13 protein-coding genes are annotated in these 26,584 nt (G+C 42.2%); 7 read left to right on the top strand and 6 right to left on the bottom strand.

What is annotated here, in order from left to right; translation table 11 throughout:
* Positions 1 to 373: 373 nt before the first annotated feature.
* Positions 374 to 4,468 carry a hybrid sensor histidine kinase/response regulator transcription factor gene (locus HMPREF9010_RS09595; protein WP_032852755.1) on the bottom strand — a complete coding sequence of 1,365 codons (4,095 nt, stop codon included), beginning with the start codon at positions 4,466 to 4,468 and terminating at the stop codon, positions 374 to 376.
* Between the two features lie 181 nt (positions 4,469 to 4,649).
* Here HMPREF9010_RS09595 and HMPREF9010_RS09600 point away from each other — a divergent pair, with 181 nt between their 5' ends.
* The 7 genes from HMPREF9010_RS09600 to HMPREF9010_RS09630 all read left to right on the top strand — a co-directional run bounded on the left by HMPREF9010_RS09600 (position 4,650) and on the right by HMPREF9010_RS09630 (position 16,979).
* Positions 4,650 to 7,907 carry a SusC/RagA family TonB-linked outer membrane protein gene (locus HMPREF9010_RS09600; RefSeq protein ID WP_008649716.1) on the top strand — a complete coding sequence of 1,086 codons (3,258 nt, stop codon included), beginning with the start codon at positions 4,650 to 4,652 and terminating at the stop codon, positions 7,905 to 7,907.
* Between the two features lie 22 nt (positions 7,908 to 7,929).
* Positions 7,930 to 9,855: a RagB/SusD family nutrient uptake outer membrane protein gene (locus tag HMPREF9010_RS09605; protein WP_008649715.1), complete on the top strand. Its 1,926-nt coding sequence runs from the start codon at positions 7,930 to 7,932 to the stop codon at positions 9,853 to 9,855.
* Between the two features lie 125 nt (positions 9,856 to 9,980).
* Complete coding sequence (locus HMPREF9010_RS09610) at positions 9,981 to 11,363, top strand: sulfatase (protein WP_232284365.1); 1,383 nt, start codon at positions 9,981 to 9,983, stop codon at positions 11,361 to 11,363.
* A gap of 16 nt (positions 11,364 to 11,379) precedes the next feature.
* Entirely contained in the window at positions 11,380 to 12,765 is a 1,386-nt protein-coding gene (locus HMPREF9010_RS09615; RefSeq protein ID WP_008649713.1) for an alpha-L-fucosidase, read from the top strand.
* Between the two features lie 10 nt (positions 12,766 to 12,775).
* Entirely contained in the window at positions 12,776 to 14,860 is a 2,085-nt protein-coding gene (locus tag HMPREF9010_RS09620) for a Sip1-related alpha-galactosidase (protein WP_008649712.1), read from the top strand.
* An 18-nt stretch (positions 14,861 to 14,878) separates the two neighbouring features.
* Complete coding sequence (locus HMPREF9010_RS09625; RefSeq protein ID WP_008649711.1) at positions 14,879 to 16,438, top strand: sulfatase; 1,560 nt, start codon at positions 14,879 to 14,881, stop codon at positions 16,436 to 16,438.
* Positions 16,439 to 16,712: 274 nt separating this feature from the next.
* Positions 16,713 to 16,979, top strand: a complete 267-nt coding sequence (locus HMPREF9010_RS09630) for a hypothetical protein (protein WP_004299920.1) — start codon at positions 16,713 to 16,715, stop codon at positions 16,977 to 16,979.
* Between the two features lie 119 nt (positions 16,980 to 17,098).
* Here HMPREF9010_RS09630 and HMPREF9010_RS09635 read toward each other — a convergent pair whose 3' ends face one another.
* Genes HMPREF9010_RS09635 through HMPREF9010_RS09655 form a run of 5 tightly spaced genes read right to left on the bottom strand, consistent with a single transcriptional unit; the run spans position 17,099 to position 26,584 of the window.
* Positions 17,099 to 18,670 carry a LamG domain-containing protein gene (locus tag HMPREF9010_RS09635; protein WP_032852754.1) on the bottom strand — a complete coding sequence of 524 codons (1,572 nt, stop codon included), beginning with the start codon at positions 18,668 to 18,670 and terminating at the stop codon, positions 17,099 to 17,101.
* A 36-nt stretch (positions 18,671 to 18,706) separates the two neighbouring features.
* Positions 18,707 to 20,635: a RagB/SusD family nutrient uptake outer membrane protein gene (locus HMPREF9010_RS09640; RefSeq protein ID WP_008649707.1), complete on the bottom strand. Its 1,929-nt coding sequence runs from the start codon at positions 20,633 to 20,635 to the stop codon at positions 18,707 to 18,709.
* 13 nt (positions 20,636 to 20,648) lie between these two features.
* On the bottom strand, positions 20,649 to 23,894 hold the full coding sequence (locus tag HMPREF9010_RS09645; protein WP_008649705.1) for a SusC/RagA family TonB-linked outer membrane protein: 3,246 nt from the start codon (positions 23,892 to 23,894) through the stop codon (positions 20,649 to 20,651).
* Between the two features lie 36 nt (positions 23,895 to 23,930).
* Entirely contained in the window at positions 23,931 to 25,322 is a 1,392-nt protein-coding gene (locus HMPREF9010_RS09650; RefSeq protein WP_004299916.1) for a glycoside hydrolase family 76 protein, read from the bottom strand.
* A 14-nt stretch (positions 25,323 to 25,336) separates the two neighbouring features.
* Positions 25,337 to 26,584 (bottom strand): SusE domain-containing protein, encoded by a 1,248-nt coding sequence (locus HMPREF9010_RS09655; RefSeq protein WP_008649703.1) that lies wholly within the window; start codon positions 26,582 to 26,584, stop codon positions 25,337 to 25,339.

Below are 26,584 nucleotides of genomic sequence, written 5' to 3'. Positions count from 1 at the left end.
GCTTCAGAGATCCATCTTGTTGCAGATTATCGTAGCCAAGACTGAATCTGAAATCATGGTAAATTAACCTCCCTTATTTGTAGGAGCTTATTTTCTTTTTTTGATGTATATTTGTACGTTGTAGATATGACTTGTTGCATTGTAACTCTTAATGATGTGGTGTCTTTAAAGTTACTAAAAAGCAAACATATCTACAACTTTTAATAGGATTAAGAAAGAAGAAGACAGTTGAAATAAAAAAGAGATTACCACCAAATTTGACGAAGAACCTTTTTAAACTTCATTGTAGAACGAAAATATCACCATTTAGCTCAAAACAGTACCAACATGAATCTAATATATTCATGCAAAAGAAATTTTCGGTCCATGCCTTCTACTTCTCTCCCATATACTTGGAAGGAGACACTCCAAACTGCTCCGTAAAGTGTTTGCGTAAAGTACGAGTATCGGAATATCCGACCATCTCGGATATCTCTTGAATAGAGTACCGGTTTTCCATAATCAACGAAGCCGCCTTACTTATACGTATACTGCGAATCATATCTATGACGGACAAATTACTGCGCTGTTTCACCCTGCGGTATAGTGTAGGCTGGCTCATATTCAATTGTTCAGCAAGCATCTTCACATTAAAATTCTCATTTGCGAGATTGGCTTCTATCACATGAACGAGCTGCCGCAAAAAGGCATCCTCTTTTTCTCCTTCTTCCGTAGTTTGTTTCAGCATCAGCGCTTTGGTATAAATCCGCTTCAGTCGTTCACGCTGCAAAATCAGATTATCAACTTTTGTTTTCAGTACTTCCGGATTAAAAGGTTTCATCATATAGTCATCTGCTCCACTATAGGAACCTTGCAAAATATCAGTATCTTCCGACTTAGCTGTCAGCAACAGAATAGGAATATGCGCTGTTTCCTGTCGGCCGCGAATCTCCCGGCAACAAGCAAAGCCATCCTTGACAGGCATCATCACATCCGAAATGACCAGGTCAGGCAATTGCTCTTTTGCTATACGGACTCCTTCTTCTCCGTCGCCAGCCTCATAAATAATATATCGGGAACTGAACAGACTACAGATATATTCACGGACATCTTCATTATCTTCAATAATCAACAAGCTCTTTTTAGTAGACGCCTCCTGTGTATCGTCATCGGAAATAGAAAGAGGAATATCGGGTAAATCGTCTGATTTTGTTTCTTCCGGCCGACAATCCATCCATTCATAGCTGTCTTTTACAAAATGCTCTTTGCCTTCAGGTATATACAACACAAAGGTAGCACCTTGTCCCGGAGCACTTTGCAGCGTTACCAGACCATGATGTAAATCCATGGTATGTTTAACAATATGCAAACCGATTCCAATTTTTGTAGAATATTCAGGATGATTATCTCCTGTGATGAAAGAATCGAAAACATGCTTCTGTAATTCTCTCGCAATCCCTATACCCGTATCCGAGACGGCAATTCGGCAATAGGCGTGCCCATCTCTGACGGTGCGCGAGACAGAAAGCAGGATGCTTCCTCCCTGCGGCGTATACTTAAAAGCATTGGATAGCAGGTTCTGCACAGCCGAGAAAATCTTTTTTTCATCTATCCAAAGCAGTTGCTTCCCTTCAGGGCAGCTTATTTCAAAACGTAATCCTTTGATTTCCGCCATCTGCCGGAATGAGTCGGTCACGTTTCTTATCAACCGGATAAGATCAACTTCTGATAATTGAAGTTTCACCATTCCCGCCTCTATCTTCTGTACATAGAGCAAATGGTCAACCAACGTATGCAACGATGTTGCGTTTTTGTACATAACCTGCAACTTCCTGCAAAAAGGCTCCGGCAGGTTACAAAGTTTCATCAGTTCCTGCAAGGGAGCTAGTATCAATGTCAGCGGAGTACGTAATTCGTGGGCAACACCTGTGAAGAAATTCTCACGTTCCATACGTATCTGACGTTCTTTCTCGCGTTCCAGATTGACCGTCAGCAATTCATGTTTCATCTGCATCTCATATTCTATTCGCTTCTGGCGAAGCTTCATCAATCTTATCATGTAGGCCATTCCCGCAAGCAACAATGCCAAAATAAAGAGGCGGAAATACAAAGTATGACTCCAATGAGGAAGAATAACGATCTTCAATGAAGTCACCGGGCCTGTTTGCCCGTCGGGATATATACTTTTCACTTCAAACACATAATCTCCGGCAGGCAAATTGGTATAGGAGGCTTTCTCTCCACCATCGGATACCAACCAATTCTCCTGATAGGGCAAGAGGCGGTAATTATATTTCTGTTGTTCGTTTGAATAAGACAGATTATTAAAGTTTAAAGCAAAGTCCCGATTACTATTATTCAATACAATCTGTTTTGTATAAGAAATTCCTTCATTAAGTATAACTTGGTCATTGATTCCCTCCCCTATCCCAACTAAACGGTTATCAACTTCCAGTCCAGTAATCAGAACCCGCCTATTAGCAGGATAAGCATCTATCTCATCAGGATTGAAATAGGTCAGACTTTGATTATTACCAAAAAATAAAGTCTCATCGCTAAAGAATGCGGAGCGGTTACTGCCTGAAATATAATAGTTATAGAAAAGATGCTGATGACGGCTATACCGGGAAATACCGGAATTACTCCCCAACCAGATATGCCCTTTACCGTCTTCCGCCATACAACCGATAAAATTACTGCATAATCCATCGTTTGTCGTATAACATTCGCTGATACTATCCTGCCGTGGATTCAGAATAGCAAAACCATCCATATAACCGATATACAGATTCCCGTCTGAAGATGCCAATAAAGAACGTACTGAATGATATTCCAACCCCTTTCTTCGTTCATAACCATTGCTTACAGAGATAATACCGGATTCGGATTCCACTAGTCTGCAAACTCCTGCATTCCCCGTTCCCAACCATATCGTTCCATCTTTTGTTTCAACAATCGCACGTACGAACAACGCCTGCTGTTCATTCAAAAACTGTTCTACCGGCAACTTAACACATGTACCTTTTTTATAATCGTACAACAAAAGCCCCTGTTCCGTTCCTACCCAAATTCTATTATTACGATCAATATACAAAGCCCAGACCGAAGACTTGTTGACAATACCACCGACCCATAGAGAATGAATTACAAACCTGCCAGTCTTATTATCGTAGCGAGTTATCGTACCATCCACATTTCCAAACCAAAGATTTCCTTCAGTATCTTTAATTGCACACAACGTCGTTTCTCTTATCTTTCCACCTGGTAAATCCATTCTGGAGAAATGAAGTTTCTCGCCTTTGGTATATGGCGTGTCACTTCGCATAACCCCTTTATGAAACGTCGCCAACCACATATATCGATTGTTATCCATTACGACACTGCAAATTTCATTATGTCTTTCTTGAGAATAACGGTTATAGAACTGTGACCTCAAATCCGAATACATCACTCCTCCTCCATTAGTACCTATCCAAAGCAGGCCATTCGGATCATAATATGCAGAAATCATCCGAGTTTCCAGATTCCGGTGAATCTGCGTATGGGTATAGTTGTAAATCTCCGAAGTCAATTCTTCAGGATGTTTCTCGTCCGTTATCAGCAACGTATAACCGCTCCATGTCACAGCCAAATAATGATTATTGTCTATAAATATTGTTTGATAAACATCTCTATGGGACAGAAGAGACTGTTTCCCCACACCTCCATACGAAATATTGTCGACATATCCCGTCTTTACATGATAGCGAATAATGCCATTAATAATGGTAGAAATCCAGACAATGCCATCTCTATTCATAATAGAAGTGACTTGCAGCGGCGCCTCATCTCTCAATGAAATTTTCCGGTAGGATTCCGGACGGTCCGGTTGAAACAGAAATAAGTTAGCCCGATTGCTCACCAGCCACAGAGCCTTTTTGTTTTCTCCATCATAACAAACCGCAGATAAGGTTTCATCTTCTCCACCTAAAATAGTGAACTCCTTTTGTAACTTCGCCCGGACAGAAAAGGTTTGTCCCTCTTGATTCTGATATTCTTCCCATTGGTATAATAACAATCTTTTTCCTGATATACCCCAGAAAAAAGATTGTTCCGCAGGTAATATACGAGAAATGGCAAGCTTGTTGCCATCATGATCAGAAACCAACGGAACGAAAGTCTCCAACTTCCGATTAAAACAATAAAGAGTGGAATCAGACATAACACCTAAGTAGTCATCAGACAATCTCACAATGGCAGAAATCGAGATAGATGATTCAATCGGTTTAAAGTTCTGAATAGTTTTTCCATCATAGCGGCTCAATCCATTACTTGTTCCAAACCACATAAATCCATCTATATCTTTATATATACAGGTGATTGTATTATCTGCCAATCCATCCTGCATCGTCAACAAACGGATGTCTTTATCGAAAAAGGCGTGAACCGAAGCCAAAGGACAACTACTTATCAGAATGGAAATAACAAATATTAGACTTAATTGCTTCATCTTAGTTCTGTTTTAGTACAAATAAACGAAAATAAGTCAAAAGACACAAAGAAGTAATGGAATAAATATTCTTCTGAATTAAACATGTATGCTAAATGAATGGAGTATGCATACCCCAGACGACTACATTTACATACATTTGCAATATAATAACCTTATGTATAACTTTAAATAAAATGCAATGAGAAAACTAACATCATTACTTACTATGTTGTTGCTCGGTATCAGTTTCGTGTATGCGCAGCAAATCAACATCAAAGGCACCGTAACAGACCAAAGGCTTAACGAACCTATCATCGGTGCCAGTGTATTAGTGGAAGGTAGCAGTAACGGAACCATTACAGATATGAATGGTGACTTCTCTCTCAAAAACGTTTCTAAAGGAAATGTACTGATAGTATCTTATATAGGATACCAACCCCAACGTCTGACAATCAACGGTAATCAAACTAGTTTCAATATCATGCTGACTGAAGATACACAAACTTTGGACGAAGTGGTAGTCGTAGGATTCGGTACGCAAAAGAAGGTGAACTTAACTGGGGCGGTAGCGACCGTAGATACCAAAACTTTGGAATCCCGCCCGGTTAGTTCTGTATCACAAGCACTGCAAGGTGTCATGCCGGGACTAAACATTGATATTAATGATAAAGGTGGACGCTTGGACTATAATCCTAATATAAATATCCGTGGTGCCGGCAATCTAGGAACAGGTTCCAGTGCTTCACCACTTGTTTTAATTGATGGCGCCGAAGGAGACATTAACTCTCTCAATCCACAGGATATTGCTAATATTTCAGTATTGAAAGATGCTGCAGCTTCTTCTATTTACGGTTCTCGTGCTCCGTTTGGTGTAATATTAATTACTACTAAGTCCGGAGAAGCAGGAAAGGCAACTATACAATATTCGGATAACTTCCGTTGGTCTCATCCGACTAATATTCCTGATATGCTTGATTCATACCGCTTTGCTAAATATTTCAATGCAGCACAAAAAAACAATGGCGGTGCCACTACCTTTTTATTCACAGAAGATACTATTGACCGTATTAAACGATATATGGCTGGAGAATATCCATACACCTCTGATCCAAACGGTTCCCAAGCCAGTAATTTCTTCCCTTTTAATATGGCCTCTAATGATAATCAGAATTGGCCACGGAACTTCATCGACAAAACAGCTTTCGGACAAGAACATAATTTAAGTATTTCTGGAGGAAGTGAGAAAGTGAAATATTATATTTCCGGAGCTTTCCTTTCCCAAGAGGGACAAATGAATTACTCGGATGAGAAAAAGAAGCGTTACAACATTAGCAGTAAAGTCAGCGGACAAGTCACAAAATGGTTGAGTCTGGATTTCAATGCCCGCTTTATCCGTGAAGACATTGCTATGCCCACTTTTATGAAACTTTATGGCGACCGTTTCTTTCAGGAAACAACAAAATTGTACCCAATGATGCCACTATACGATAACAACGGACATTATACTCGTAATCCCAAACTCATGCAGTTGACTTCCGGAGGACGTTCTGACACAAGTAAAGACACATACTTCACCCAAGGTGGCTTCCACCTAACTCCATTAAAAGGTTTAGGTATTCACGGACAGGCTAGTTTACGTACAGAAAGCTACCGTCATCAATACAACGTCAATAAAGTATATCTCTACACTCGAGATAATCAACCGGTAGAAGAACAATGGTTAGGTAATGATAATGACCTTGTTGCAGGAAAGACATTTGTACAAAGCGAAACTCAGCAAACCTCTATGATGACTACCGCATTATATGCAGATTATGAATACTCATGGAAAAAGCATAATTTCAAAGCCACTGTAGGTATGAACTCCGAATATTATTATATAAACAATTTGGAAGGAAAACGCTACGATGTAGTCAATGAGAACGTTCCAAGTATTAACACTGCCACAGGTAGCAGTAACTTAAAAGCCTACTCTAAAGAATGGGCAACGATGGGATATTTTGCTCGTGTCAACTATGATTATGACGGAAAATACCTGATTGAAGGAAATATCCGCCGGGATGCAACTTCCCGTTTTCGCGGAGATCAACGTTGGGGAACATTTCCTTCAGTATCTGTAGGTTGGAACATAGCTCGCGAAGCATTCTGGGAACCGATACAAGATTACGTCAATCTACTGAAATTGCGATTCTCTTATGGTAGTTTAGGTAATCAAAACACAGATAATTATTATCCGACCTATTCTATTCAAAACATTACTGTAGGTGGTGTTGACGATGGCGGTCGATGGTTACTTGAACAGGCTAATAAATCAAGTATAGCCTCCTCTCCAGGTCTTGTCAGCTCATTGCTTACTTGGGAACGAGTTACGAGCTACAATATAGGTCTTGACTTCGGCGCACTCAATAATCGCCTTACCGGATATGCCGAATACTACATCCGCGACACCAAAGACATGGTAGGACCAGCCGAAGAAATATCACCTATCGTAGGTGCCTCCGCTCCTAAACTAAACAATACCGCTCTAAGAACAAAAGGTTGGGAATTACAAGTTAATTGGCAAGACAGAATCGGACAAATTGGTTATCATGTAGCATTCAATCTATCCGATGCACAAACAGAAGTGACGGAATATCCGAATCCTGATAAAACTTTCTTCACAAAAGATTCAGATGGGAATACGGTAGACAATTATTGGAAAGGGAAAAAGCTGGGAGAAATCTGGGGATTCAAAACTGTTGGTATGGCTAAAACAGATCAAGAAATTCAAGATTATATTGCTATCCACGACCAAAGCAGACTTCCCAATATCGGTAACAATATCTGGAAAGCTGGCGATATCATGTACGCAAATCTTGATGACGACCCTGCTATTGAAAAGGGAACTTCAGCAAACGATCCAAAAGATCTCTGTATTATCGGTAACAGTACACCACGCTATCGTTTTGGTATTACTTTAGGAGCCGATTACAAAGGATTCGACATCAGTCTAATGTTCCAAGGAGTAGCCAAACGCGATATTTGGGTAGGAGGAGACGAGAAAACAGCAACTTCAAAAGGGATGATTTTTTGGGGAGTCAATGGAGGACAATGGGATTCTACCGGATACGAAGAACATTGGGATTTCTTCCGCCCAGAAGGTGATGAACTAGGTGCAAACTTAAATGCATACTATCCACGTCCTATTATCGGAAGTAAACAGAACCAACAAGTTCAGAGCCGCTATTTGCAAAACGCGGCATACATCCGCCTGAAGAATCTACAAATCGGATACACTCTGCCGAAAGCTCTGACACAAAAAATCAGCCTGCAAAAAGTACGAGTATTCTTCTCTGGTGATAACCTTTGGACAGGAAGTAAGATGAGTAAGAATTTCGATCCGGAACTATTGTACCAGAATGGTATGACTTATCCACTTAGCTATACATTGTCTTGTGGAGTCAACATTACATTATAAACCATTAAAAAACAGACTAATTATGAAACTAAAATATATCCTACTTTCATTCATAGCCGCTTCATTCACATTATGCTCATGCAGCGACTTTCTAGACAGGCAACCCTTGACAGACAACACGGACGAAGGTTTCTTCACTGATCCTATCCAGCTTCAGGCATACTGCAACAAAAAGTATGAACTACTTCCTGACTTCAAAGATGTCAACCTCTTTACTGATGATCAAAAAAGCGACAATCAGGCTGGGAATGAACCGGAAGACGTATTTCTGCCTCAGCGCATCAGAGTTGCAGCCGAAGGCGGCTATAACCGTCACGGACATTTACGTGATTGTAACCATTTTCTGCATTATACGCTCGAAAATATAAAAAACGGAACTCTTGAAAATACCAACGAAACACAGCAATATCTTGGAGAAATGTATTTCTTCCGTGCTTATATATATTTTGAATATCTAAGAAAGTTTGGTGACTTTCCTATCCTTGAAGAAGAACTTACCGCTGATGACTACACCACTAATGTAGAAGCAAATAAACGTAAACCTCGTAATGAAGTTGCACGTTTCATCCTCAAGGATTTAGACGACGCTATCACTCGGCTGCTCCCTCGCAGCAACGCTTTGACTAATCATCGCTTAAATCAGGAATCTGCGCTACTATTTAAATCTCGCGTTGCTTTATATGAAGCTAGTTGGGAGACTTACCACAAAGGAACAGCTCGCGTTCCAGGTGGTCCAGGATGGCCGGGAGGAACATTCGAAGGCAATCTGGACACAGAAATTAACTTCTTCCTGACTCAGGCTATGGAAGCTGCCAAACCTGTAGCAGAAGAATTTATCGCCAATATTACTACAAATATTCAGGACTATATGAATATGTTTAACCAATATGATTTATCATTCAATAAAGAGGTATTACTATGGCGTATGTACAGTGTAGATGCGAAAGTCAACAATACAGTAGAAGGCACATTCCACAGTATTTATAATATAAACGATGAAGGTTGTGTTGGCAACGGAGGTGGATATACCCGTTCATTAGTAGAAACATTTTTAACGACTAACGGCTTACCATTCTACGCAACCGGCAATACAGAATATCAAGGAGACAACAGCATTGAAACTGTAATGCAAAATCGAGATTTACGTTTAGTGAATTCAACTTTCAAACCGAATGATATGGTATGGAGAGGAGCGAATCTAGATGCTAACGGAGTCATGAAATATGCTAATCTACTGCAGGGATACCAGAACTTAGGCAGATCCACAACCGGCTATTTAGTACGCAAAGGATGGAGAGACAGTGCTGTTCCCCCAACAGAAAGTTCTCCCCTCGCTTACATGATTTTCCGCGCTTCAGAAGCATTCCTCAACTATATGGAAGCAGATTGTATGAGAAACGGGGGAACTTCAATAGATGCAAACAGCCAAAAATACTGGAAAGCATTGAGAAAACGTGCCGGAGTATCAGAAGATTATCAAAAGACAATAGACAATACTGATTTGAGCAAAGAGAATGACCTGGCTGTATGGTCTGGTAGCACGCAAGTGAGTAAAATGTTATACAATATCCGTCGGGAACGCCGTTGCGAATTTATTGCAGAGGGTATGCGCAAAGACGACCTATTCCGTTGGCGTTCTTTAGACAAGATGAAGAATTACAAGGTGGAAGGTTTCAATTGGGAGCAATATAAGGAACAGGAGTATTATAAAAAGCAAATCGCTGCCGGATTATCCGTCAAAGAAACCAAGTATCTGCAACCGCACGCTTTCAACGAATTGATTATCTCTAATGATGGCTACACTTTTGAAGAAGCGAACTATTTGACCCCGATTTCTTACGATGTATTCCGTATGTCAACGCCTGTAAAAGGAGGAGATCCCACCACTTCGGTAGTATATCAGAATCCAGGATGGCCGATAGGAGCTAATCTTTATGCAAATCAATAATAATTAGCCTATTATCTCATCACTAATCGATTCAAAAGACTATTTTTGTAAAAAAGAATATGACGAAGACAAAACAGCATCAAATATGGTTCATCGGAGCAGCATTAGCTGCTCCGATACTTCCGATGACAGCACAGTCACCTCCGAATTTGGTCTTTATCATGGCCGACCAGTACCGGGGGGATGCATTAGGCTGCATAGGCAAAGAGCCTGTGAAAACTCCTTCTTTAGACAAACTGGCCTCTGAAGGTATCCTGTTTACCAATGCCATCAGCAGTTATCCTGTTTCGTCTCCTGCCCGTGCCATGCTTATGACCGGGATGTATCCTTTGAACAATAAAGTAACTGGTAACTGTAATTCTGACACAGCTCCTTACGGAGTGGAGATTTCACAAGACGCCCGTTGCTGGAGTGATGTGCTGAAAGATATGAACTATCATACCGGATATATAGGCAAATGGCATCTGGATTCTCCCTACAAACCTTATGTAGACACCTACAACAATCACGGCAGAATAGCCTGGAATGAATGGTGTCCGCCTGAACGCCGCCACGGTTTCGAACACTGGATAGCTTACGGCACATACGACTACCACCTGAAACCGATGTACTGGAATACAACCGCTCCACGAGACAGTTTCTACTATGTCAACCAATGGGGACCTGCTTATGAAGCAGACAGAGCCATTGAATATATTCAGGACCAAAAAGAAAGGCAGCAACCATTTGCGTTAGTTGTTTCCATGAATCCCCCACATACAGGCTATGATCTGGTACCTGACAAATACAAAGAAATGTATAAAAATCTGGATATAGAAACTCTTTGTGCCAACCGACCGGACATACCGGCTAAAGGAACAGAAATGGGAGATTATTTCAGAAACAACATACGCAACTATTATGCCTGTATCACAGGAGTAGATGAAAACGTGGGACGCATCATAGATGCACTCAAAAGCAACGGGCTTTTCAACAATACCATTGTAGTATTTACTTCCGACCACGGTATCTGCATGGGAGCACACAACAACCCAGGAAAAGATATTTTTTATGAAGAAGCTATGCGTATTCCCATGATTATTTCCTGGCCGGATAAAATAAAGCCACGCAAAGACAATCGATTGATGATTGCCTTTGCTGACTTATATCCTTCCCTTTTATCAATGATGGGATTTCAAGAAGAAATTCCCGGAACGGTACAAACCTTCGACTTATCCCGGGAAATTCTGGGTAAAAGCAAAAGGGAAATCGTGCAACCTTATTATTATGTGCAGTATGACAATCATTCCACCGGTTACCGGGGATTGCGTACGGCAACCCATACTTTTGTAGTTCATACCACCCATGGAAAAATAGACGAAACAGTTCTTTTCGACCGGACAAAAGACCCATATCAAATGAATAATATCGCTCAAAGCTCCCCCAAGCTAGTAAAGCAACTTAGTAAACAACTCCAAACATGGTTGCGCCGGACTAATGATTCATTTGCCAATTATCTGAACCCTTAAATAAAATTATTCTATCATGAAGACATTATACTTTATATTCCTCTTTATTTGCAGCTCCGTCTGTAGTTCCGCACAAGTACAGAATATCATCCCTGTCCCCAAACCTCACCAACTAAAATGGCACGAAGCGGAAATGGGAGCCGTATTCCATTATGACCTGCATGTATTCGATGGTATCCGTTACGGACAAGGCAATAACCGCATCAATCCCATCGAGGACTACAATATTTTTAACCCTACCGAACTGAATACCGACCAGTGGATACAAGCCGCGAAAGCTGCCGGATGCAAGTTTGCCGTACTGACCGCTACTCATGAAACCGGTTTCGGGCTTTGGCAGAGTGACGTCAATCCATACTGTCTGAAAGCAGTAAAGTGGCGGGACGGTAAAGGTGATATAGTCCGCGATTTTGTTAATTCTTGCCGTAAATATGGTCTTCAGCCTGGAATTTATATCGGTATTCGCTGGAATTCCCTATTAGGTATCCATAACTTCAAAGCCGAAGGGGAAGGAGATTTTGCCCGCAATCGCCAGGCATGGTACAAACGCCTGTGCGAGAAGATGGTTACAGAACTTTGTACACGTTATGGTGATCTCTATATGATATGGTTTGACGGTGGAGCTGACGACCCACGTGGTGACGGACCCGATGTAGAACCAATCGTTAATAAATATCAACCGGAATGTCTTTTCTATCATAATATTGACCGTGCCGATTTTCGTTGGGGAGGTTCGGAAACGGGTACAGTGGAATATCCCTGCTGGTCAACCTTCCCGGTTCCCTGTTCTCATCATAAACGTATTGAAAGCAATATCGACCAGTTAGATTTATTAAAACACGGTGATAAGAATGGTCAGTACTGGGTTCCGGCTATGGCAGATACTCCATTGAGAGGAGCAAACGGACGTCACGAATGGTTTTGGGAACCGGACGATGAGAATAATATCTATGCGTTGGACGTGCTGATGGATAAATACGAAAAATCAGTAGGACGAAATGCCACGCTTATTCTCGGACTGACACCCGACCCGACAGGGCTGATTCCGTCAGGAGACGCACAGCGCCTCAAAGAAATGGGGGATGAAATAGACCGTCGATTCTCCTCACCCATAGCAAAAACGGCGGGACAAAAGAAAAATCTTGTCCTGAATCTTGGGAAAAAACAAACCATAAATTACTGCATTATCCAAGAAAATATAAAAAATGGAGAACGTATCCGCCAATATAAGATTGAAGCAAAAGTAAATGGAAAATGGAAAACTGTCTGTACCGGTGAATCTGTAGGGCACAAACGCATTGAGAAGTTTGGACCGATAGAAGCAACGGCATTCAGACTCACTATTCTTGAATCGATTGCATTACCGGATATTATCAATTTCAGCGCATATTACGTCAAATAAGACAAGTAGCATGAGAAGAATAACCCGCATCTGTTTATATATATTTGCAGGCATCTTTGTAGAAACATCGATGCTTGCTCAAAATCCATTTACTTATTATAAAGGGAAAGGATACAAAGACATTGCAGCATACCGGATGGAAAAAGAGATCGACCTGAACACATATACCCCATCCGTCCCCATCTTATACGAACAATCAGTACCCGAACATCAAAGTACTCTTTCGTATAGAATTGCACTTCCTCCTTATATCCGTGGTATATTCTTCAGTCGCGATTCTCGTCCCAATGACTATCAATGGCCCAATAATACCAACCGATTACTCCCTTGGATGTTTCATCGGCTGAAAGAACTTACTCAAGAAAGCTATCCGGGTATTCCTTCCAATTCCCAGCCTTCTACCCTGGGAGACGCTTTACTTCTTCAACTTTCCAACGGTGAGTATTTATTTGCCAAAGCCGTTGCAGGAGACAATAGCTTAAGTTGGTTTCAAGTCAATACAGATGGGACACTTACACTTTATATTTCCACCCTTGGAGAAGACAAATTAGCCGGACAAATACCTCTTCTTCTGATTCAAAGATCACAATCGGTATATGATGCATTCAACAATGCTTACAGTTCATTGATTGCAGACCCTAAAGTATCTTCTTTAAAAAGAAGAATAGACAAAGAGTATTTCGAGACATTCGATTATTTGGGTTGGTGTACCTGGGAACATTATCACTATGATATCGACGAAACAAAAATATTGAATGATATCAATGCTATTGAAGCCTCCGGCATACCCGTGCGTTATGTACTAATAGATGACGGACATATCGCCAACAAAGACCGCCAATTAACTAGCTTTACTCCCGATAAAAAGCGTTTCCCCCATGGTTGGAAACGAATCATGAACCGGAAGCGGGATCATAAAATTAAATGGATAGGATTATGGTACAGTCTTTCAGGATATTGGTTGGGTATCTCCGCCAACAATGATTTTCCGGAGGAAATTCAACAGACATTACACTCTTACAATGGTAGTTTATTGCCAGGCAGAAGTACGGATAAAATCGAGGCTTTTTATCATTATTACATCTGCACAATGAAAGAACATGGATTTGATTTTCTGAAAATTGATAATCAGGCTTTTACTCTTCCGCTCTATATGGGAGATATCCAAGTCGTTCGGCAAGCAAAGGACTGTAATCTTGCATTAGAACACCAGACCTACAATTCTGGGATGGGATTGATGAACTGCATGGCACAAAATGTAGTGAATACCGATCATACACAATACAGTGCCGTTACCCGCGTCAGTATCGACTATAAGAAGTACGACGAAAATATGGCAAAATCTCACTTGTTCCAGTCATACACCAATACCCTCCTGTTGGGACAAACAGTCTGGCCGGATCATGATATGTTTCATTCCAGCGATACTATTTGCGGTAGCCTGATGGCACGCTCGAAAGCTATATCCGGTGGACCGGTTTATTTATCCGATTCGCCGAATGAGTTTGTCGCAGCAAATATCCGGCCCTTGATTGACGAATCCGGAAAGATCTTTCGTCCGTCCGCCCCAGCCATCCCTACTCCGGAATCCATACTGACCAATCCATTACTAAGTGGTAAGGATTACCGGATATTTGCACCTACAGGAGATGAGGCTATCTCAATTATTTGTTATAATCTGAATACTTCTCCTGCCGATAAAACAGTAAAATCATATATAAAACAGGAAGATTACTTTAATGGAAAAAAGATTGAAAACTCTTCTCTCTATTCTTCTGCACCCGACGGAATTATTGCATTTGACTGGGAAAAACAAACGGCAGAAGTATTGAATGCGGATAAAGAGATTAAGTTAGAAGGGTTTACCGATCGTTTATTCCATCTTTGTCCCATCCGTCAAGGTTGGGCGGTGATTGGAATACAAGAAAAATTCTTGTCGCCTGCTACCGTACAGATATTGTCACGTACCAATGATATGCTGATATTAAATGCACATTGCACCGGGACATTGAAAGTATGGGTAGAATCCAATGGAAGACAAGAATTACGAAGTATCCCGATAAAAAGGACCGGTAAAATTGAAATCAAGAAATAACACTAAATAATTACCCCCATGAATAAAAAGACAATCTTTCCCCTCGTCCTTGTACCGATTGCTGCAACCAGTCTGTCGGCACAGAGTAACATTGAGACAAAACATGCCACAGGCAAACGTCCGAATATCATCCTCTTTATGGTGGACGATATGGGATGGCAGGACACCTCCTTACCCTTTTGGACAGAAAAGACGCATTACAACGAACTGTATGAAACTCCGAATATGGAACGTCTTGCCCGACAAGGAATGATGTTTACCCAAGCGTATGCCAGCAGTATCAGCTCCCCTACCCGATGCAGCCTCATCACCGGAACCAATGCGGCACGCCACCGGGTAACAAACTGGACGCTGCAAAAGAATACAATGACAGACCGCAAAGATAATATCCTGGCAGTGCCTGATTGGAACTATAACGGAGTAAGCCAAGTGCCCGGAACGAACAATACTTACGTAGGAACTTCATTCGTCCAACTACTAAAAAACAGCGGTTATCACACTATCCATTGTGGAAAAGCACACTTCGGTGCCATAGATACTCCGGGAGAAGATCCGCATCATTGGGGATTTGAAGTCAATATCGCCGGGCATGCTGCCGGAGGACTTGCCAGTTATCTGGGAGAAGAGAACTATGGACATACCAAAGACGGAAAACCGGTATCTCTCATGGCTGTTCCCGGATTGGAGAAATATTGGGGAACAGAAACTTTTGTAACTGAAGCATTGACGTTGGAAGCCATTAAAGCACTGGATAAAGCGAAAAAGTATAATCAGCCTTTCTATTTGTATATGTCGCAATATGCCATCCACATTCCTTTGAACAAAGATATGCGCTTCTATGAAAAGTACAAGAAAAAAGGAATGACAGACCATGAAGCTGCTTATGCCACACTGATTGAAGGAATGGATAAAAGTTTAGGTGATTTAATGAACTGGCTGGAAAAGAATGGAGAAGCCAACAACACTATTATCATTTTTATGAGTGATAACGGAGGACTTGCATCCGAATCCGGATGGCGTGACGGCAAGCTGCATACACAGAATTATCCATTGAACAGTGGTAAAGGTTCTACTTATGAAGGCGGTATCCGCGAACCGATGATTGTCAGTTGGCCGGGAGTAGTAGCTCCGGGAAGCAAATGCAACAACTACTTGTTGATAGAAGACTTCTACCCTACTATTCTTGAAATGGCAGGTGTCAAGAACTACCAGACAGTTCAACCGATAGACGGTATCAGTTTCATCCCTCTGCTGAAACAGACAGGCAACCCGGCCAAGGGTCGGAGTCTTTTCTGGAATATGCCTAACAACTGGGGAAATGACGGTCCCGGAATCAACTTTAATTGTGCCGTTCGAAACGGTGACTGGAAATTGATTTATTACTATGGAACAGGAAAGAAAGAGTTATTCAACATACCTGATGATATAGGAGAAAGCAACGACCTTAGTGCACAGCATCCGGACATCGTGAAGAAACTTTCTAAAGAGCTGGGCAACTTTCTAAGAAAAGTAGATGCACAACGACCGACTTTCAAAGCGACAGGTAAACCTTGTCCCTGGCCGGATGAAATTAAGTAAATAGATTACCTAAATAAAAGAACTGTGGCGGGGAGTGTGGAATAATTCCACACTCCCCGCCACAGTTTCCACACACTCCACACATACTTCCCCACTATCCTAATTGGCATCATCTTCCTCATTCCCTTATTTATCAATCACTTATCATACATTATCTAATTTTGGCACGCGCTTTGATCTTTAATTAGGCGTTAGCGAAAAGCAATAACCGATTCCTTAACACAAAGGTAGAGAATTGAAAACATATGTCTAATAATCATTAAAGCAAACGATTATGAAAAAATTAGTATTAGTAGTAGCAATGTTTATGTTTGTTTGTGGTGGTTCATTCCTTGTAAAGGCTCAGAGTTCTGCAGAAGCTGTGACAGCCCCGACAGAAATCAATGCAACAGTTGTCAATGATACAGTAGTAAAAGATACTGTAACTAAAGAAGACGCGCCTGCAAAGGCATCACTGGTTGCACTCGCCGCCAATGTCAATGATACAGTTGTCACAGACACTACATCAAAAGACAAACCGGCTGAGCCTGTCAAGGAATAACCTTGCCAACGACATGCAGGACATAGTCTGCCGAAGAATAGTAAGCACACTACAAAAAAAGCCATCCCTACTTTCGTCTATTCCGGGGATGGCTTTTTTATTATCCTATCTTCTTACAATCATTCTGTAGGAGTACTTGTTTCCAATATCGGATCTGTTTTCCAACTTGAAACAATATTTGCCGCCTCTGCTTCGAAGCTCTTTCCTGCCAAGGACACAAATGTCTTGGTATTACCATTTCCATTATTGAATGACCAATTAGCTACCATTCCATCCTTATCCTCACTCAACAACTTGCCGCTCTGCTCGGAGATCTGTTGATCCGACAAGGCTTTTGTCCAAATACGGGCATAACTGATAGCTCCGTTCAACCGGCGTTTACCATCAGACTGGCCGATGTAAAAATCAGAAGTAAGATTGATCTCTTTCAAATCATCCGGCGTACCGTTTGATAATTGAAGCGTTTCTCTGACACCATTTACATACAACGCAATCCGCTCGCTTCCGCTCTTACTATTATCCAATACCACAGCCACATCATACCACTTATTGGTTTCTATCTTAGTAGAGCCCTCATAGCGAATACTACCTTTATCATCTGCAGCAAGCTGAAGGAAACGTTCCTCATCATTGCTTCCTCCCTTATGCACATCGACACGCAGCAAGAATTTCTTCTCTATACCCATCACCGTATTAATCCGGGCATTTCCATTGTCATTGCCATTCAACGACTCAATGTTGAAACGAGCCTCAAATGTGAGCGTACTCAAATTCTTTAGCGATTCATCTGCCATACCATTATATTCAAACGGTACTTTAAAGTAATTACCGCTACCCAGGTTTGCCACTTTATCTGCCTGTACCACCGTTACGGTCAGACTTAATTCCTGTTCCGCTTCGTCTCTGACAAACACGGTAGTGATACCCGCTTTCTTACCTATTAAATTGAAACGAGTGTCATCCACCTGCTGAATAGCTACAATCTCTTCATTCTCTGCTGTCAGACTATAACCTCCGTTTCCTTTTTCTACCGTAATCATGATCTTATTGTTGACTCCCACTCTCGGTGTCAGATTGGAGACATCGATAGAAATCGGATTTACCGTCACCTGAACCACCGCCTGTTTTCCTTTATGGTCTGTAAAAGTCACTGTTGTATGTCCGTTCTTCAAACCTGTCAAAGTATAGAAAGGACGGAACTGATCTGTATTAACCATGCTGACAACCGTTTCATCCTCCACCTCATAAGACAATTCATCATTGCTGGAAAAGTTTCCCATGCTGACAATCAGTTGCTTTTCACCGGCAACTTCCAAGATCACCTCCGGTTCATTCACTTCCAATTCAAATACACCTACATTCACAGAAATATTGGCAACTACTCCTTCTCCATCCATTACTTCGACGGTAGTGGCCCCATTCTGTGAGCCACTTTTTACAGTTATCAATTCGCCGGAAACGGTAGCCGTTGCAATGGCAGTGTTGAAACTTCTCACGGTATAGTTTCCGTTTCCAACCACTACATTCACTTTGGCTTCCTCATTCTGCCCGATACGTATTACCGGTTTGTTCACAATCAACTCTATCAAGTCTTTAGCCACATCGTCGTCGTCATCGTCATCACAACCTGTAACGGCAAACGATAATACCGACAAAAGCAACAGACACATATATGTATAGATTCGTTTCATCTGATTTTCTTTTTAAAGTTATACATTCCTACCGGTTTACCATCCGGGATTTTGTTCAATGGTCGGTGTCTTCTGCAACTCACTCTGGCGAATCGGGAACAGATAATGCTGAATAGAGAACGTACGTTCTTCCACGCAGAAACGCTCCATTCTATATTTCACACCGTCAACCGTAATGGCCCCATTCTCATCCTGCACCGGACGCATTCCGTTAATCATTCGCTGGCAACGGGGCAATGCACCGTTATTGGCAGCCCAGTATTTCTGTGTACGTTTTGAATTGTCACTCCCGCTCGATTTCCAAAGGCTTTCCTTTGCTAGCTCTTCCTTACTGGTGGGTTCCAGATACAAGCGGCAAGTCCACGGACGTTTTCCTTCATAAAAAAGTTCCACGCGACGTTCGCGCTGAATGTATTCACGCATCAACTGTTGATTAGTCTTTACTTCCGGCGGCATCGGTTTCATAAAAGAACGTTCACGAACCGTATTCACCAATTTATAAGCTTCATCGATATCCTCGCCCAATTCATTACAAGCCTCTGCATAAATATAAATAAACTCCGGAAGACGCCAGATGGCGGGCGCATTGATACTGAAGTTACCGGATTTGTTCCATGACTCCTGTTGGAATTTACGTAAATAATAACCGGTAGTAGTTGCATTGGTAGCACCAATCTTATCGGAACCATTCGCCGTATTGATCGTTTTCGACTCGTTCTTATTATTACGGTAAGGAGCTCCGTGATAAATTACATCGCGATAGAAACGCGGGTCACGAGTACCTTTCACATACGGATTAGTATCATCATAGCCACCTTTGCGGGCTTCTGCCGAATATACCGGATAGCCATAATCACCTACGATATATTCGTATTCATCCACTTGTTCCTGCACCGGTTGCTGACGCGAACTTCCCTCACGGCTGGGCGGATAAATATCACCCTGCCATGCCTGATCCTTGCTCTTCGTCATAAAGAACACATACTCATTGGCAAAGGCATCCATATCATAAAACATATCCCACAAACGAGCATATACACGGCTGTCATTCAGATTACCGTCAGCCGGATCCTTGAAATCATTTGCATCATGTTTCGTATAGAGAGAATAACGCTTGGTTCCGCCGACTTCGAAATCCAGAACGGCTTTAGCCGCTTCTTTGGCTTTTCTCCAACGAGTAGCATCATAAGCATACTCATTTTCAAACACACGACGCAAGTTGTATCCATATTGAGAAGCACCGTTCCACAACGGAGTAGCCGCTACCCAGCGAACAAAAGAAATCAATCCCAGACAGGCTCCCTTATCCACACGCCCAAAATTCTCGGAAGTTTTCACATATTTATTAGGAACCATGCCATAAGCAGTTTGCGCATCCGTCACAATCTTTTCAACCATCGAATGAACAGATTCTTTCTTGAAGTCCATATTATCTCCGGCATTAATCACACGGTCAATATAAGGAGCTTCGCCATACATACGCAATAACAGCATGTGGAAATAACCACGCATGAAATACATCTCACCGATACGGTTGCGAAGATCACCATCCTGCTGTGGGTTGTCGGGCGTGTTATACTTCTGTACATTTTCTATAATCAGGTTCGCTTTACGGATTCCTTCATAAAGAGCTTCCCAATATTGCCCTACACTACCGGGCAAAGAATTCGGGTTCCAGGCACCGTTATTGAAGTTATTCGTAATGTTTCCCTCTACGTTGGTTCCTTCACATTCGTCCGTAATGGCACTGTTGCTGAAGTGCTCAAAGAACACCAGCGGACGGTCTGCTTTCTTTGCAGCCGCGTATACGTCGGAAACCAGTCCGTTCACTTTTTCGTAACGGGCAAAAACGTCCGCTTCCGTAATATTATCATCATCGTCCCGATCCAGGTAATCGCTACATGAAGTAAAGACCAACGGCAGGACCAATAAAGCAATTGCTGAAAATCTATATAACTTTTTCATATTTCTATCTTATTTAGAATGTTATATCAATACCAAAATTGAATACCTTTTGAATAGGATACCAGGAAGCTCCGTCTCCGGATTTCGTTTCCGGATCTATATCCACATCACCCAGTTTATCAAAAGTCAACAGATTCAGACCTTGCACATAGATACGTGCCTGTTGCACATGGAATTTACGTAATAATTTGGGTGATACATTGTAACCAATTTCCACATTCTTAAGACGCAGGTAGGAAGCATCATACAAAAACAAACTACTGTTTCCATTCTTGTTGTTATCATGTGTTCCATAATGCAATGCCGGATATTTGGCAGTAGCAGCCGTTTCCGGTGTCCAACGGTCCAGATGCATTTTCTTCACACGTCCGATCTTATCTTGTTCAAATTGCGGGAAGTCAAATACAGCAGCCCCATTCAACAGAATAGATGATTTTGTCGCACCTTGCAATAATACACTAAAATCAAAGTTCTTATACTGGAAACCGAAAGGAATACCGAACATCAGTTCCGGACTACGCGGATTTCCCATTGCTGTACGGTCTTCATCATCAATCACTCCGTTACGATCCAAATCCTTATAAACAACATCTCCCGGAATTAATTGTCCCCACGGCTGATAACCGATCTTGTTCAAACGGTCAGCCTCTTCCTGATCGGCTACAAAATGATCGAACACATAGACGAAGTTTTCGTATAAGCGTTTACCGGTTTCTTTACGCCAGGAGTTCTTGCGGGCAACTTCCGCTTTATATTCCAAACGGTTGCGGGAGAAAGTCAGGTTCGGACGAATATAGTAACGGAAATCCTTTCCAATCTTATCATTCCAGCTCAATTCGATATCCACACCGCGGTTGCTTACTTCACCCAGATTCTGTAAAGCTGCATCTTTACCTACAATATCCGGATATCCCATGATACCGTCACTATTCATATCTGTAATAATGTCAAAACGATATTCATAAAATGCATCTATCGTCAATGCCAAACGTTGGTTCAGGGTAGTAAAGTCGATACCGACATTCAGTTTACGGGCTTTCTCCCAAGTCAGATTCGCATTAGCCAGATTACCTTCGGAAGTACCGCCTACATTCGTACCAAAGTTATTACCGAAATCATAACCACTGCCACCACCGTAGAAAGCCAGATATGGGAAACGGCTGCTGACGTTATCACTACCTACCAAACCATAGGAGGCTCTTACTTTCAGGAAGTCAATCCAGGAAGCCTTTTTCATAAATTCCTCTTCAGAGACTACCCAACCGATTGAACCAGCTGGGAAGAACCCGTAACGTTTGCCCGGAGCGAAGTTCTCGGAACCATTGTAACCGAAGTTAAATTCCATCAGATACTTCTGATTATAATAATAAGCAAAGCGTCCGGTGATACCCTGGCTATGATAAGCCAGTTCATTGTTAACAGTACGGTTACCACGGTTTGCCAATAACATGGCGGTCACTTCGTGGCGGTTGCTAAACAAACGGTTGTAATCCAAACGTGCCTGTATATAAGTACGTCCGTCAGAAGCGTTATGACTGAATCCGTTGCCAATAGTCTGGTCAATATCATATTTGTTACCCGTTTTGTAAGCACCCGTATAGTGTCCGCCTGCCATATAAGCATCCGAACCTTCGATCGGCATAAACGTCGCATATTTCGGATATTCACGATAACCGTCTTTGTAAGTATCCAGTTTACGATTAATCCAGCGTCCTTCAGAAGCATCATAAGAGAACATCACTTCCGCTTTTAATCCTTTCGTCAGAAATTCCATATCCAGATTCATGGCAAAACTACCATTCAGATACGTGTTCTTTTCATTCAGATAACCGGTACGGCTCAATTCACCCAGAAGATTGTAACGGTAGATATTGTCACCATAAAGCATTCCACGAGGATTTTGCTGAATGTATTCCTCATTCTGCGGATGCGCATTTTCTTCCACCAGGATGGGCAGATATGGAGGCTGGGTAGCACAGATGGTCATCAGGCGACCGGCTGTTGTACCCGGTGCATTACGGTCGGTAATACGGGCCCCCAAATCCAAACGGGTACTCAAATAACGATTAATGTTGATATCGATGTTCGAACGGAAGTTGTAACGGGTGAACTTGGTTTGCGAGTCATATTCACCGGCATTCGAATATTTGTAGTTACCGCCTTGTGAAAAGTAATTGGCCAATACATAATAACGTACCTTGTCCGTACCTCCACGAATGGAGAGGCTGACATCTTCCTGCAAACCGGGTTTGAAGGCAAAATCATAATAATCCCAGTCATATCCCAAACCATCGGAATTGTCTCCTTTCGCACGGCGGAAATTGTCAATCGCCTGTTGAGAGAAAAGGTTCAAACTGCTGATGTCTGCGCCCGTCATCTTGGCATCGTTCAATCTGGCTTCATTATATAAAGTTGCATAATCGGCAGAGCCTAAATATTCGGGGAAACCGATCGGCTGGTTAATACCGATAGAGGCTTTCAGGTTCACGGTTGCCTTTTCCGCTGCCTTACCACGTTTGGTAGTAATAACGATTACACCATTTGCACCACGGATACCATAAGCGGCAGTGGCGGAAGCATCTTTCAGGATAGTGAATGTTTCAATTTCATCCGGTGCGAGGTAACTCATGTCACGTTCGATTCCATCGACAATGACAATGGCACTCTGGTTACCGTAAGTTGCCTTACCACGGATAAACAATTCACTTTGATCCACACCCGGTTCACCACCCGCATACTGGTTTACAATCAACCCCGGCAGACGTCCGGCAAGCGCATTGTTGATATTGGCAGTAGGACTTTGCGTCAGATCTTTTGTCGTGATGGTAGCAACAGAACCGATCATCGTTTCTTTACGTTGTTTGGTATAACCTACCACAACCACTTCCTGCAAGGCTTTCGTATCTTCCTGTAGTAAGACAGTCAGTTCCTTCTTTGCACCGGGAACAATTTCCTGTGGCTGGTAACCCAGGTAAGAAAACACCAACGGAGCTTCCGCATAAGGCAGCTTCAATGTAAACTTACCATCCATATCGGTAATCGTACCTGCATTGGCCACCCCTTTCACGACAACAGACACACCGATCAACGGGTCATTTGTCGTCTTGTCCAATACCGTACCCGACACTGTTATTTTATGGTTTTGTGTGGCCTGCACCTTTGCCGTTCTTCCCGTTTGCGCCACACCCTGCAAAGGTATACCTGCAAGAAGAGTGCAAGAAACAGCCACCAGACAAATATTTCTTTTTATATGTATCATCTTTCTTTTCGATTTTCTATGTGTAATAAATCAATCTTATTCCTCTGCTTTCTTACCGAAATCCGGTCCGACCCAGTTGGCCTTTTCCGTTGCTTTACCTTGTACCCAGTCTTCATAACGAGCACGGATTTCAATCATTGTTGCTCCCGGGACTTCCGCATTCAAGGAGATTGTCAGGCGATCTTCCCTATTGTCACGATTACCGAAGGTCGGTGCTTTTGCCCAGTCGTACTCCCACACATAATAGCCTTCGGGATGAGCCAACGTCCAAAGCACATCAGAACAGCTGCGCAATGCAGCGATAAACTTATTCTTGGTCTTTTCCGGATAAAGGCTGTTAGTCGGCTGTTTCACCATATCCAGGAAGTAACGGACAAATATTCCACGGAATAAAAGATTATCTCCCGAATTTCCTTCACCACTGAATACCGGATAGTTGGAATCCATCTTCTTATTCACCTGGTAAGAGCCGAAAGCAACCGCATTACGAAGATATTCATCCTCACCGGTAGCGTTGTACAGCTCCAGGGCAGCCGCCATAAATGTTCCCTGATTATAAGACAAGGCTACTTTATCAGGATCTCCCGGTGTTCCGTCATCTTTAATACTAAGATTATCATATACCTGTCCGGTGGAAATATCACACAGATAAGCCGTCATCCAGTTGTATACCTCTTTGGCGAAGTTCAGGTAATAAGCAGCCTGCTCTTCCCAGCCGTCTTTAGCCTCCTTAACGGTAAGTTGATACAATTTCATAGCCAGAAGGCAACCGGGACCATTGGAACAAGACATACGTGAAGCCGGCGCATCCGTTTTCCATGCCATTCCTCCTACCCCTTTATAGTCATTCTTCGCTCCCTTGATATGGTTCCACATCTTCATCAACGCACTGTAGTAATCCTGATCGCCAGTCAATTCATAAACCCGCAGACAAGACAGTGCCATCCATTCCATATCATCATAGAAGTTATTCCAGAAGTCTTTGCCACCATAACCGCAATGTTCATTCCAGTCATCAAAAGCCGGCAGGAAAGGTTTCATGATGTTTTCATACAAATGAGCTTGATATTCGGGATTGTTTGCGTGACGGATATAAGCATCGATCACGATGTCCAATGCATGTCCCTGCGACCATCCGCCGCTACCGCCCGTGCTTGCCGGTTCTCCGGTTTCCGGTGTATTCGGTTTTTCCCAGTAAATGCTTCCGCAAAAGGTATCCCGTCCGCTGGCATTCTCATAGAAATATTTGATATAAGTTCCCGTACTTTTGTCGGCTGCATCTGTCCAGTTCACATCCGACACATATTCACCGGATGAATTACCTTTGTAGATGTCTCCCAGATCGCCGTCGTCACAAGCTGTAAATATTGCCAGTGCACCGCTTAACAACAAAGCTCTTTTTGATAATGATACTATATAGTTCTTCATATTATTATTCAGTTTTAATCTTCATTCGTTTCCGAAGCTACCCAACGGTGGGTGTACGTTCCAAACTCTGCATTGAAATAGAGGGTTACATCGGTTTTCACCGTAGCATAATAGACATTTCCCTGCTTTTCGCCCCATTGCAGTAATTCGTCGCAGAAACGGAAACTGTAATCCCATGGATCTGTGCCCAATGCCAGTTGATATAAATTATAATAGCTGTTGTCGGTAGTCAGATTCGGTTGCCCTTTATCTTTCTCCTTATGTCCCCAACGGTAGGTTGTTCCGTTGATTTCCATCTTAAAGCTATGACGGGTTTCACCGCTTCCTGCCCAACTTTCCGTTTGTTTCCGGGCAGTATAATTCTTCACACCCCATTTGCCATATCCCAGATAGTTGAAATCCTGTCTATACCCACCCGAATGGTTATAAAGATATACAGCTCCTATTTCATCGTAACTGATCGTTTGTTCACCCATATTAATGGTAATCCGGTAGATGCCTGATTGAGGAACCGTAATTGTATAGTCTTCACCATCATTACGCTCACGCAACACTCCGTTGTCGTCTACATAATAATAGCATTTGCGACCTTCTACAGTAGACATAAATATAAATGGCTGGTCGGCTTTCAATTGAGTGAAAGTCTGATAGATTCCTTCATTCTGACGGAGCATTTGTTGTGCTTCCGCTTCATCACCATCATCTTCCGTACCCACGCCAGTGATATAAACCGGCTCGTTTTCAGAAGGCATATCATCAATGCCGTCCATCATAAAAATTACGAAATAACCTTCCAGACTACTAAGAGCCTGATCCAATCCGCAATAAGCACGCACCTTCCAACGCAGTGTGCCGTTGGTATTGCAACGGAATTTAGCCAGTTTACCTATTGTGTTTGCCTGATAATGGGTTAAAGTCAACTGTGATTCCAAACCGTTATTGTCAGAAAAGATCGTTTCTACCGGTTTGGTAAAGTCTCCCCCGATCGTATCAATCAATACTTCATAACGATATACTGTATTTCCGTGTTTCTCGGTAGGCGTCCATTTCAGAACAATATCCGTCAACGAAGCACCCGAAAGTACTACTCGCTCGCCACTAGCCATTGCATCCATTGTTCTAACAGGTTCAGGCGGAACAATCGGTTCATAATCATCCGGATCAAATCCCGGATTCAGTTTATTGTCACAAGCCGTCAGTCCGATAAGAAAAAACAGCAGGGCAAATTTGATTAGTTTTTTTGTTATCATATTGTTTCTCAT

It is taken from the genome of Bacteroides sp. 3_1_23, assembly GCF_000162555.1.
GTDB lineage: Bacteria > Bacteroidota > Bacteroidia > Bacteroidales > Bacteroidaceae > Bacteroides > Bacteroides ovatus.
Note: the sequence above shows the minus strand (reverse complement) of the source record. Positions and strands in the feature narration are given on the sequence as shown.